8 protein-coding genes and 1 pseudogene are annotated in these 12965 nt (G+C 46.8%); 6 read left to right on the top strand and 3 right to left on the bottom strand.

The features are described from left to right. Nucleotides 1-11: 11 nt before the first annotated feature. The 5 genes and pseudogenes from fruB to B9J84_RS11930 all read left to right on the top strand — a co-directional run. Nucleotides 12-1061: pseudogene (gene fruB / locus B9J84_RS11950) on the top strand (fused PTS fructose transporter subunit IIA/HPr protein); the annotation flags it as partial. Nucleotides 1062-1071: 10 nt separating this feature from the next. After that, a complete protein-coding gene (pfkB, locus tag B9J84_RS11945; RefSeq protein WP_013868484.1) occupies nt 1072-2025 on the top strand; it encodes a 1-phosphofructokinase in 954 nt (317 codons plus the stop codon). 18 nt (nt 2026-2043) lie between these two features. Next, nucleotides 2044-3786 carry a PTS fructose transporter subunit IIBC gene (fruA, locus tag B9J84_RS11940; RefSeq protein ID WP_064626671.1) on the top strand — a complete coding sequence of 581 codons (1743 nt, stop codon included), beginning with the start codon at nt 2044-2046 and terminating at the stop codon, nt 3784-3786. A gap of 141 nt (nt 3787-3927) precedes the next feature. Then, entirely contained in the window at nt 3928-4305 is a 378-nt protein-coding gene (locus B9J84_RS11935) for a hypothetical protein (RefSeq protein ID WP_234913510.1), read from the top strand. 53 nt (nt 4306-4358) lie between these two features. Continuing rightward, entirely contained in the window at nt 4359-5045 is a 687-nt protein-coding gene (locus B9J84_RS11930) for a DedA family protein (protein WP_026027215.1), read from the top strand. 327 nt (nt 5046-5372) lie between these two features. On the opposite strand, the gene B9J84_RS11925 is transcribed toward B9J84_RS11930, so the two are convergent. Together B9J84_RS11925 and B9J84_RS11920 are read right to left on the bottom strand one after the other, a co-directional pair. Beyond that, nucleotides 5373-6086, bottom strand: a complete 714-nt coding sequence (locus tag B9J84_RS11925; RefSeq protein WP_017046943.1) for a response regulator — start codon at nt 6084-6086, stop codon at nt 5373-5375. Further along, nucleotides 6076-7506 carry an ATP-binding protein gene (locus B9J84_RS11920; protein ID WP_094124215.1) on the bottom strand — a complete coding sequence of 477 codons (1431 nt, stop codon included), beginning with the start codon at nt 7504-7506 and terminating at the stop codon, nt 6076-6078. Before B9J84_RS11920 ends, B9J84_RS11925 begins: the two co-directional genes overlap by 11 nt. Nucleotides 7507-7621: 115 nt before the next feature. Here B9J84_RS11920 and nifJ point away from each other — a divergent pair, with 115 nt between their 5' ends. Then, complete coding sequence (nifJ, locus tag B9J84_RS11915; protein ID WP_094124213.1) at nt 7622-10906, top strand: pyruvate:ferredoxin (flavodoxin) oxidoreductase; 3285 nt, start codon at nt 7622-7624, stop codon at nt 10904-10906. Nucleotides 10907-11037: 131 nt separating this feature from the next. On the opposite strand, the gene B9J84_RS11910 is transcribed toward nifJ, so the two are convergent. Then, nucleotides 11038-12900, bottom strand: a complete 1863-nt coding sequence (locus tag B9J84_RS11910; RefSeq protein ID WP_094124212.1) for a potassium transporter Kup — start codon at nt 12898-12900, stop codon at nt 11038-11040. Nucleotides 12901-12965: the final 65 nt, after the last annotated feature.

Raw genomic sequence — 12965 nt, 5'->3', positions numbered from 1 at the left:
TCTAAAAAAAAAAAGGGTTCGTCGAAGCAGGTTATGTCGATGGCATGCTTAACCGTGAAGCTCAGAATTCGACCTTTCTTGGTAATGGTATCGCGATCCCACACGGTACAACCGATACACGTCAACTGGTTAAGCAAACGGGTGTTGCTGTTCACCACTTCCCCAACGGCGTTGACTGGGGTAACGACACAACCGTTTATGTCGCGATTGGTATTGCAGCGAAATCCGATGAACATTTGGGCATTCTGAAGCAACTGACGCAAGTGTTATCCGCCGATGGCGTTGAAGAGAAACTGAAACAAGCGTCCAGTGCCAATGATGTCATTGCACTCCTCAATGGTGAAGTGCAATTTGAGCCTGATTTTGATGCTTCGTTGATCCAACTGCTTTTCCCTGCCAGTGATATGGTACAGATGAGCGCCGTCGCTGGCGGTTTGCTACGCAATACCGGCTGTGCCGACAATGAATTTGTTGCCGAACTGGTCACGAAAGAGCCAACCCACCTAGGCAAGGGATTGTGGTTAATCAGCAGTGACAAAGCGGTCAAACGCACGGGCATTTCGTTTGTGTCAACCGCCAATGCGTGTGAATACAATCAACTCAACGTCAAAGCCTTGATCGCGATTGCCGCTTGTAATAATGCTCACCAAAACATTCTGGATAAGCTCACGCAGCTTGTGCTTCAGCAACAGCAAGAAACCTTGCTCAATGCGAATGCTGCCCAATTATTGGCTTTCTTCAGCAATGACAATGAGCAAGCTCCGGCAAAAGATGAGAGCGCAGCAAGCAAGGTTGCGGTATTCAAAATCAAAAATGCACATGGTCTGCACGCTCGTCCAGGAGCGATGTTGGTGGCCGAAGCGAAGAAATTTGAAGCCAATATCAAAGTGTCTAACTTAGATGGCGACGGAAAAACAGCCAACGCGAAAAGCCTGATGAAAGTCATTGCGCTGGGCGTAAAACATGGCCACCAGCTTCAGTTTTCAGCTGAGGGGGCAGACGCCGAGCAAGCATTAGAATCGATCGGTAAAGCGATTGCTTCTGGTCTAGGTGAAGGGTGAGGATTAAGCCATGACAAATAAAGTCGTCACTATCACGCTAAACCCAGCGCTTGATTTAACAGGTAGCTTGGATGTGCTGAATGTTGGCTCAGTGAGCCTAGTCAAACAAGGTTCACTTCACGCCGCAGGTAAAGGGGTTAATGTTGCGAAAGTACTGAGCGATCTCGGTGCAAAGGTGACTGTGACCGGCTTTCTTGGCCGTGATAACCAAGAGTTGTTCTGTCAGCTATTTGATCAGATGGCCGCAATTGATGAGTTTGTTCGTGTTGATGGTGCAACCCGTATTAACGTGAAATTGGTGGAGCAATCGGGTGAAGTGAGCGACATCAATTTCCCCGGAGTTGAAGTGACGCCGCTTGCCATTGAGCAGTTCGAACGCACTCTCGAGAGATTAGCCGCTGATCACGACTATTTTGTGCTCGCTGGTAGCTTGCCACAGGGCATCTCCCCAGCATTATGTGCTTCGTGGATCGAAAAACTGCACTCGATGGGTAAAAAAGTACTGTTTGATAGCAGCCGTGATGCTCTCAAAGCGGGCCTTGACGCTAAGCCTTGGTTGATTAAACCAAACGATGAAGAGCTTTCTCAATTTGTGGGGCGTGAACTACACACTCCTGAGCAATGCCAAGCGGCCGCCGCGCAACTGGCCGAAAAAGGCATCGAAAATATAGTGGTGTCGATGGGAGCAAATGGCGTGATGTGGTTGAACCAACATCAATGGCTGCATGCAAAACCACCACGTATGCAGGTCGTTAGCACTGTTGGCGCAGGCGATACTTTAGTCGCTGGCCTTTGCTGGGGACACATGCAGCAGATGGAAAAAACAGAACTGCTTACTTTTGCCACTGCCCTCTCTGCGTTAGCTGTTACGCAAGTCGGCGTGGGTATGTCAAACCGAAAACAACTAGAAACCCTACAACAACAAATCCAATTACAACCCGTTAGCTTAAGCGCTAACTCATAAGGACAGAAGGTCGTAACTATGAAGATTGCTATTATTACCGCATGCCCCAGTGGCGTTGCAAACAGCATCATTGCTGCCGGGCTGCTTGAACAAGCGGCAAAATCGCTCAATTGGACCGCTGTGGTTGAATGCCATTCCAGCATCATTCAAGGCCATACGCTCTCTAGCAGTGAAATCGACAACGCAGATGTGGTGGTTATTGCTCGTAATACACCAATAGATACCACCCGCTTTATCGGCAAAAAAGTGTACCAAAGTGACATTTCAGCCTGCACGTCTGATCCCGTTGCTTTTTTGAACAGCGCGATAAGTGCAGCGACTATCCTAACTGAGCAAGAGGCAAAAACGGTATCTGCGCCAGTCGTAACGCAAGCCGCTAAAAAAATCGTGGCGATTACCGCTTGTCCAACGGGTGTTGCACACACCTTTATGGCGGCAGAAGCGCTAGAAAACCATGCAAAACGCCTTGGCCATCAAATCAAAGTAGAGACACGTGGTTCTGTGGGCGCGAAAAACCAACTCACGGCGCAAGAGATTGCTGATGCGGATTTGGTGATCATTGCGGCCGATATCGAAGTACCACTCGATCGTTTCAACGGCAAAAAACTGTACAAAACCAGTACAGGTCTTGCACTGAAAAAAACCGAGCAAGAGATCACCAACGCGTTTAACCAAGCGTCTATTTATACGCAATCGTCAGCGTCTAATAACAATCAAACCGAAGAGAAAAAAGGGGTGTACAAGCACCTGATGACTGGGGTATCTCACATGCTTCCTGTCGTAGTCGCGGGTGGTTTGATCATCGCACTCTCTTTTGTGTTTGGTATTGAAGCGTTTAAAGAGCAAGGCACATTGGCGGCAGCGCTGATGACCATTGGTGGCGGTTCAGCCTTTGCATTAATGATCCCTGTCATGGCGGGTTTTATTGCGTTCTCGATTGCTGACCGTCCGGGGCTTGCTCCTGGTTTGATTGGCGGGATGTTGGCAAGCTCTACCGGAGCCGGTTTTCTTGGCGGTATTGTGGCCGGTTTCATTGCAGGTTACGCCGCTAAATTCATTGCAGATAAAGTCTCCTTACCTCAATCGATGGAAGCGCTAAAACCGATCCTCATCATTCCATTTGTGGCGAGTCTCTTTACTGGCTTGGTGATGATTTACATCGTTGGTGGCCCTGTATCGAGCATCATGGCTGCAATGACTGAGTTCTTAAACAACATGGGCTCAGCCAACGCCGTACTTCTGGGTGTAATCCTAGGCGCGATGATGTGCTTTGACTTAGGCGGGCCGATTAATAAAGCAGCGTATACCTTTGGTGTTGGTCTACTTGCTTCGCAAACTTACGCACCAATGGCCGCTATTATGGCTGCGGGTATGGTGCCAGCGTTAGGTATGGGCCTTGCGACTTTCCTTGCCAGAGACAAATTTGAAGCCGGTGAACGTGAAGCGGGTAAAGCCTCATTTGTACTAGGTTTATGCTTTATCTCTGAAGGGGCAATTCCATTTGCAGCGAAAGATCCAATGCGCGTTATCCCAGCTTGTATGGCAGGCGGCGCGTTAACGGGTGCACTGTCTATGTTGTTTGGCGCGAAATTAATGGCTCCGCACGGCGGCTTATTTGTCCTACTGATCCCAAATGCGATTACACCTGTACTGATGTACCTAATCGCGATTGCGGCTGGTACGGCGGTGACTGGCTTTGGTTACGCCTTCCTTAAAAACCGCGCAAAAGCGAGCGAGAGCTCAACCGCGGCAGCAATATAATTTGCATCATTAATATCTAACCATCATGAGTGAGCAGCAGCGCTGCTCACTTTTTCACGCTTTTCCAGGGCTAAAATTCCTTTACACGCACCGCTGACACGCCGCATACTCACCCTCAGTTTAAGTAGCCTCGCGATAGTTATGATCCAGTCATTGATGTTTGCCTTCTTGTTTAGCTTATTGAGCCTGTTCTCCTCGCTCAACCTCAATGCTACACAAAGCTTTTCGGCGAGTGAGTCTACGACAATCCAGCATGTTCATTTTTCCAGTCATCCATTTTTTGTTGATCGTGATGCAGCGATATTAACCACAAGGCATGAATCGCCACGAGTCAGTGGGCTTCGGTTAATCTCAGATGACGACGAAGAGACGAGCGCAGAAACTACCCTACTTTTTTACACTCTCAGTACCACTGCGCTTGTCGTCATTTGTTCTCTGTATACAGGTCAATCAACTCACGTTTTTGTGCGTAAAGCACTGCAATTTTCCAACCTGTATTCACGCTTCGCCCACGCTTAACACCTTTTTCAATCGGACCAATTATTACTATTTACTGATTGAGGAAGCTTGTTATGAATACTTTTTTGTCTATTTTTTCTGCCTTATGGCATCAAGATCTGTTTGCGCTACAACAGGTCGATCTGTCGTTACTTTACCTCTGCATTGGATTACTTATCTTCGTTGAAAGTGCATTTATTCCAGCAGCGCCGCTGCCTTGCGATAGTGTGATTGTACTGTGCGGTAGCCTTGCGGCCGTTGGGGTACTCAACCTTTATGCCATTATTGGCGTGCTGGTTTTTGCTGGTTGGCTGGGCAGTGCGATCGCCTTTTATCAAGGCCACCAACTTAAAGAGTGGCGATTAGTCTCAACTTGGCTCAACAAAGTCTCAGAAAAACAGTGGCGCACTACCGATAACTTGATCCAAAGGTATGGGCTACTGGCCATGTTCATGGGGCGCTTTCTGCCGGTAGTTCGTTCTTTGCTGCCTATGGTAATGGGGCTGCGTAATGCAGTAACACCAACACGCTTCCTGCTCGTCTCACCACTGAGCGCGCTGGCATGGATTCTGTTTTTGGTCGGCTCAGGCTTAGGTATTTCTCTTTTGCCCGACAAGCTTGCCAAAATAGCCAATCATGCGTTGATATTAGCACCACTGATGACACTGTTGATCGCTATCTCAACGGTACTGGTGGGTTGGTTAATGCGTAAGCGTTCACTGCAAAAAGCCCCTCGCATCAGTGAAGAAAGCCAATTATAGCGGCCTTACGCCACGGTTCAAATGGCCGTGGCGTTCGTAATCGTATGAGCATAGCAGCGAGCCACGCTGACAATAGATAAAAAAAGGGCTCAAAAGAGCCCTAAAACAGAATAATTAATTATAAATGTAAAAAGCTTGCGCTCCTTACAAAACGGCTAAAGATGTGTGTATTTGTTACGTGCTCACTAATCCAATATCTCGCAAAACATCCCACTAACATTTCACGCTGGCTCTGCCTGAGTACTTAACCGATATTGAGTCTAACAAGCGCTTCGTATAGATGCTGTATGGATAGCAAGGCTCGATATAAAGATTTTATAAAGTAGCCTAAACCGCAAACTGGTCTGATTCGCCTTCTACCAACCGATATCCTACCCCTGTTTCTGTAATAATATGTTTAGGTTGGGCTGGATTTTCTTCCACTTTATGACGCAACTGGGCAACATGAATACGAACATAATGATGATGTTCAATGTAGTTACTGCCCCACACTTCTTTTAAAATTTGCTTATGAGTCAAAACCTTGCCCATATTTCTCACCAAAAGTTTTAAAATATTGTACTCGGTTTTGGTCAGTTTTAAGGGTTCACCACTTTTAGTCACTTGCTTAAATGCCAAGTCGACAACGATCTGGCCGAATTGGTAGCAAACCGACTCTTGAGGCTGAGGTTGGCTCAGTTGGCGTAACGCGACACGTATTCGCGCTAGCAGTTCTTCACTACCAAATGGTTTAATCAAGTAATCGTTGGCTCCCGCATCAAGTGCTTGAACCTTATCTGATTCCTTATCACGGGCCGAGATGACAATGATTGGCGTCTGCGTCCAACCCCGAAGCTCTTTGGTGAGTGCAATACCTTCCATATCTGGTAAGCCTAAATCCAATAAAATCAGATGCGGATTCCAGTTTGCGACTAAGGCTATCCCTTGCTCTGCTGTTCCAGCCGTTTTGACTTGATACTGATAACCGCTGATCAACACGTTGAGAAAACGTTGAATCGGTGCTTCATCTTCAATGATCAAGATTTTAATTTCACTGTTCATACAGTCCCTTTAAATCGTAAAGTCGGCATGGTATCGCCACGGTAAAACTAACACCTTGGCTTTCACGGTTGCGAGCAACTATCGTACCGTGATGTGCGGTGACGATCACTTGGCATATCGCTAAGCCAAGCCCTGTGCCATCGACTTGGGTATGGTTGAGGCGATAAAAACGCTCAAAAATTCGGGTTAATTCTTGCTCAGGAATACCGGGGCCATTGTCCGCTACTGTTAAAATAAACGCCTCATCACGGTATTCTATCTGGATCTCTATCTCACTTCCTTTAGGTGTATATTTGGCTGAATTTTCAATCAGGTTAGAGATAACCTGTTCAATCAATAAACTATCGAGTTCAACCAACATTGGTTCACTTTTTAAATTCACATGATGGTGACGCAATCGTCGAGATAAACGGCTCAGTGCACTGCCAAGCACTTCTTCAGGTTCGACCCAATCCAACTTAGGTACGAGGGCCGCGCTAGTGTAACGCGTGATATCAAGCAGTTTTGTTAAACTACGATTGAGCCGCTCACCTTGCTCAGCGATCGATTTCAATAGTTCATCTTGCACCTCTTGATCCAGCTTCAACCCCGCATCGGTCAACGTCGTTGCCACGCCAATGATCGTCCCTAATGGTGTTTTCAAATCATGAGATACTGATGCTAATAACGTGCTACGCATGGTTTCTAATTGATTAGCCGTTTCCACTTCCGCAAGCGCTTGGTTAGCTTGCGAACGTGCCAGTGACAAACTGAGTAATGAAATGACCCACGGGGTAACTTTGTCCTGTTGATCTTTTTCAACCGCTAATACGCCCAATACTGTCTCTCGATCTTTAAGCCAGTGAATGGTGGTGGTCGCAGGTACATGACGGCCATCAAATTCTTCTAGCTGGGCATACGGAAACGAATCGTTTTTTGCAAGCAGATGCCAGTGAGGGTGAGCAGATAAAATCGCGCTCGGCAAGCTCAGCTCTTTATTAAGAAACTGCACGGTCGCCTGCGCAATTTGCTCACTGGTTCGCAGTGCCGACAAGTGGCAAGCAAGCTGATAATAGGTCTTATGGCGCATCTGGAGGTGCTTATTTTTCTGTATTTGCTTTCTCTGTGACTGTGTTATATTGATCGCGAACATCCCACTGAACACCATCACCGAAAAAGTAATCACATGCTGCGCATTCTTAAAACGGAACGAACTGTAATCCGGCAATAAGAAGTAGTAATACACTATGACGCCCATAATGGTCATGAGGTATGCATTGCGTGGACGAAGTAGTGAAGCACTAACAATGTTGAGCAATAAAAACAGCATTGCCATGTCTGTTTCTAAGATATTTTTTCGGTAAATCACGCCTACCGTAGTAACCAACACATACAGGCATATCAATAAGATGACCCGTTGTGTCTCGTTTACTCGCGCCATGTTTAGCGTCTTAACCATCTTTGTTTCTCGTGATTTTGTCACCTTAGTGACGGAATCATACATCTTCAGACGTAAGTCGCAACGATTGCGATAAACACAAGAGGTTTCCAGAGTAATGAATTGGATTACTGATGCCAATACTGCGGTAGCAAATATAGCCTATCAATTAAGTGAAGTGATTGCCGTATACCCGATAACGCCAAGTACCACCATGGCCGAGTGCTGTGAAGCATGGTCGGCAAAACATCAGCTCAATATCTTAGGGGAGACACCCGAGGTAATTGAGATGCAATCTGAAGCGGGAACCATTGCGGTTGTGCATGGTAGCGCCATGAGCGGTGCATTAGCCACGACCTTTACTTCTTCGCAAGGATTATTATTGATGATCCCCACTTTATATAAATTGGTGGGAGAGCTGACTCCGTGCGTGATCCATGTCGCCGCACGCAGTGTCGCAACCCATGCCCTATCGATTTTTTGCGATCACTCAGATGTGATGTCGATTCGGCAAACGGGCGTTGCCATGTTATGCGCAAGCAACGGTCAGCAAGCACAAGACATGGCTTTGATATCGACCATAGCTTCACTGCGCAGCCGGTTACCGTTTGTCCATTTTTTTGATGGATTTATCACCTCTCATACCTTAACTAATATAGACATGCTCACCACCGAGCAGGTAGCGCAACTTTTTCCCCATCGCGCATTGCTTGAATTTCGTCAGCGCGCCTTAACGCCCGATCGCCCAACCTTACGCGGAGCAACGGCAGGTCCAGATACTTATTTTCAATGCCGCGAAGCGCAAAACCGCTATCAACAGCATGCACCTGATGTTGTCCAAACCTGTATGGATGAGTTTGCGCAGCTCACTGGACGTGCCTATCACTTAGTAGAGTACTGTGGCCATCCACAAGCTACACGACTAATCATCGCTCTTGGCTCGGTCAGTGAAACACTCAACCAATACGTTCAAAGCAAGCCAGATGAGAGCGTCGGTGTTGTCACCGTTCATCTCTATCGCCCTTTTCCTACTCAAGCATTACTCAACGCCTTGCCTGAATCGGTACAGCAGATCAGTGTGTTGGACCGCACTAAAGAACCCGGAAGTAGCGGTGAACCGCTGTATCTGGATGTGCTTGATGCCATTTACCAAAGTGGTCGACCCATTGAGTTATTCCGAGGCCGTTATGGTTTATCGGGAAAAGCTTTCTTTCCAGAAGATGCGCAGCACATTTTCGCTATGATGCGAAATGAGCACGGCCGGAAAAGAGAATTCGTGGTAGGAATCGATGATGACGTCACTCATCTTAGCCTACCCGTTACCTCACAGCCTGAACGAGAAGAAGCGCTGCAAACGGTGTTGATGTACGGCTACGGTGGTGATGGTAGCATCTCGGCAGGAAAAAACGTGCTCAAAGCTCTTGGCAAGCAAAACCACTGGTATGTGAATGCTCAGTTCGAGTACGACTCGAAAAAATCACGCAATCTTACGACGACGCACTTGCGACTCTCCGAACAACCGATCCAAACTCCGTACCCGATTCGGCAAGCCAGATTAATTTCGCTCAGTCAATTAGGCCTACTGAAAGACATCGATATCACGCAGCGATTTTGTCAGCGCGCGCTACTATTGATCAACACATCGCTTACAGGGCAAGCACTGTGGGATTCTCTGCCATTTGCATTGCAATCGACGATCCAAGCTAAACAGATCAAAGTGGTGACGATCGATGCCGATAAGTTAAGCGCTCAGCATCAACTCAAAAACAAAGCCAGCGTAGCTATGCAAGTAGCGGCGACTTTACTGCTCAGCCCAAGCCAAGAACCTTCTCAACAGCGTGCAACTTTGCTGGTTCTGCAAGCAATGTGCAAAACGCAATTACAAGGAAAACCTGACGCACTTATCGAGCGTAACCTCGCGTGCATTGAGGCAGCAGCGCACGAGATAAACGACTCACCTTTCACCATCACCGCACAAACCTCGCAAACATCATTTGCGATCAAAGAGCGCAGCCAACCCTCTTCTTTGGTGGAATGGTTACTCGCTGGGAAAGGAGGAGATTTACCTGTCTCTGCCTACCCTGCTGACGGGATTTGGCCAACCAATACTTCTTCTTTAGAGAAACGAGATATCTCCGAACAATTACCAGTTTGGGATCCGGATCTCTGCACTCAGTGCGGTTACTGTGTCTCGATATGTCCGCACTCAGCAATTCGTGCTCGGGTGTTCGAACCCAACGAAGCACATCAAACATCGACCGCGCTTAAAACCATGTCTTATCGCTCTCGTCATCAACAAGATGCGCAATACACATTACAAGTATCGCCCGATGACTGCACTGGCTGCCAACTCTGCGCACAAGTTTGTCCAGCCAAAGATAAGCGCGACCCTGAGCAGAAAGCGCTGACTATGGTCAGTAAGCCACTTTGTTATGAACAAGAACAGCAGCAGTTTGCCCAGTTTAATGCGCTGCCAATGCAAAACATCCACCAACAGAGCCGTATTGATGTCAAAACCATCCAGCATGTTGAGCCTTATTTCGAATATCCTAATGCTTGCGCTGGGTGTGGTGAAACACCTTATATTCGGATTTTGACCCAATTATTTGGTGACCGACTTTATATTGCTAATGCCACTGGATGCTCTTCCATTTTTGGTGGCAATTTGCCCACAACACCCTACAGCCAAGATGCCCAAGGAAGAGGACCTGCATGGGCCAATAGCCTATTTGAAGATAACGCGGAATTTGGGCTGGGAATGCGATTAGCCGTCAAAGCCTTAGGGGCGCGAGCACAAACGGCCTTTGCTCAACACTCCCTTCACGGCAGCAATGAGTTACTCACTGACGTTGATGAGCGTCGACAACAACTGAGCAAGATAAAATCGAGCTTAACGTCAGACACTCCGCATGCCGAATTAAAGCTATTACTTGATTATTTGATTGAAAAACAGGTATGGCTGATAGGTGGCGATGGCTGGGCTTATGACATCGGTTTTGGCGGCCTTGACCATGTGTTACGCAGCGGTGAAAACATCAATATCTTAGTACTCGATACTCAATGCTATGCCAACACTGGTGGGCAAAAATCCAAATCAACCCCACAAGGAAAAACAGCCAAACTGTGTAGTTTACCCAACCCAAATCCCGCCAAAGATTTGGTTGCTCTTTACCAAAACCTGCCCGGTATTTATGTGGCAAGAATCGCTTTAGCGGCCAATATGAACCACACGATCAAAACGCTACAAGCGGCTGGGGAACATAAGGGGCCATCATTGGTTGTCGCTTATTCTCCATGCATTGAGCACCATTATGATCTTGCGCAGAGCGCCGAATACACAAAGGCACTGGTTAAGCAAGGTGACTGGCCACTGTATGCAGCGCTTGGCAAAAACGTTGAATAACACACCTTAACCCTGCTAAGAAATAAGCCGTTCCTTGATAAAGAAACGGCTTATTTCTACGTGAGTTGATGGATCTTACTTTAAGCTCAATGAGTCGGTGCGCTGAACCGCAACACAATGCAATCAAGACATTAAATTTCTCGATAGACGCCCATCTCAATCAAACGATCAGAAGGAATGTTAAGCCGCTCTGCCGTACGCAGCGCATGTTTGCTCATTAAGATAAATAACCGCGCTTTGAAATCATGCCATAGGCCCACTTTCTGCGCCTGAATACGCTCAGCAGAGAGCAAGAAAATAGTCTCATTGGGATGTAGATGCAGCCCTTTAAGCGAACAGGAGTGCATCACTTGTTCAATATCTGGTACTTCCTGATAGCCCGTATGAATGATCACTTGCCAAAACGTTTCTGACAACTGCTCGATCTCTGCTCGGCGACAAGGATGCACTTTAGGCTGTGATTCATACTGAAACGTCATCAATATATTACGCTCATGAAGCGTTTTATTGTATTTCAAATTATGCACCAAAGAGCGAGGGACATGATGGCTGACACGCGAAAGGTAGACGGCATTACCTTGAGTACGACGAAATGTTTCCCCTTCAAGAGAAGCAATCATGGCAGAAAGCGACAAATCACTGCCCGACACGTCAAGTAAACGCTGCTTCTGCTGCTGCCAAATAGACATCACAGCAAAGATAAGACCACCTAGCGAAATCGGCAACCAACCACCATCACTCAATTTGGTCGAAGTTGAAGTAAAGAGAAAGGCATCTAGGCTAACAAAAACCGTCCCCAGCAACCAAACATGTGCTCGCGGCCATTGCCAGTAATAACGTGCCACAATCACTATCAGTAACGACGAAATTGCCATGATCGCCGTTACGGCGATGCCATAAGCGGCGGCTAAGTTAGCCGATGATTGGAAACGCATCATCACAAACAGCACAGCGACAAACAGCAACACATTGGCTGCTGGAACATAAATTTGCCCTTGAGAGTGCTCTGACGTATGGGTAATTTTCAATGGCGGGAGATAACCATAGTTCATTGCTTGACGAGTTAATGAAAAGATCCCTGAAATCACCGCTTGTGAAGCAATCACGGCCGCTAAGGTAGCCAAAATAATCACAGGCCATAGCCACAGGCTAGGCACTAAACCAAAAAAGGTTTGACCTGTAACACCTTGAGAAACCAATAGATAAGCCCCTTGCCCAAAATAGTTAAGCAATAAACTGGGTAACACAATCATAAACCAAGCAAGACGGATTGGCTTAATACCAATGTGTCCCATATCAGCATACAAGGCTTCAACGCCAGTCACTGACAGCACTACGACGCCAAGAATGATCAACGTATTTACCCCCTGTTCGGCGATAAAATGAAACGCGTAATAAGGATTGATTGCGACTAATACCTGTGGTTGCTCAATGATAGCGTTAAACCCTAAAACGCCCAACGAGAGAAACCATATAGCCATTACCGGCGCAAAAAATCGCCCAATACGTTCGGTGCCTAATGCTTGAATTGCAAACAGAATCACGATAATTCCTACTGCAATCGGTAGCACGAATGGTGCGAAATCTTGCTCCACCACCGCGATACCTTCCACAGCAGACAGTACTGACATAGCCGGCGTTATTACCGCTTCACCAAAAAAGAACCCGGTGGCTAATAACCCAAGTAATAACACCAAAGGCTTTAGTGAATCTGGGCAATGCTCTCTAGCAATTGCAGATAAAGTTAAAATACCACCTTCACCATGTTTATGCGCACGAGTGATGAGCATTAAATATTTCACCGAGACGATCAACACAAATGCCCAAAACACCAAAGAGAGGATGCCAAGTACATTCAATGAATTGATCGGTAATGGGTGGTGACTAAAAAACACCTCTTTTAGTGCATATAACGGGCTAGTGCCAATATCGCCATAAACGATACCTACGGCTAATAGTGCAAGCGAAGCGGTACTTTTTTGTGGTTGTTTCATTTCAATATTGCCCTAAATGGGCATCCTATCTAACTATGCTCACCTCATAGTAATCAGATAGATTT

The organism is Vibrio sp. V03_P4A6T147 (assembly GCF_002241085.1).
Lineage (GTDB): Bacteria > Pseudomonadota > Gammaproteobacteria > Enterobacterales > Vibrionaceae > Vibrio > Vibrio anguillarum.
Note: the sequence above shows the minus strand (reverse complement) of the source record. Positions and strands in the feature narration are given on the sequence as shown.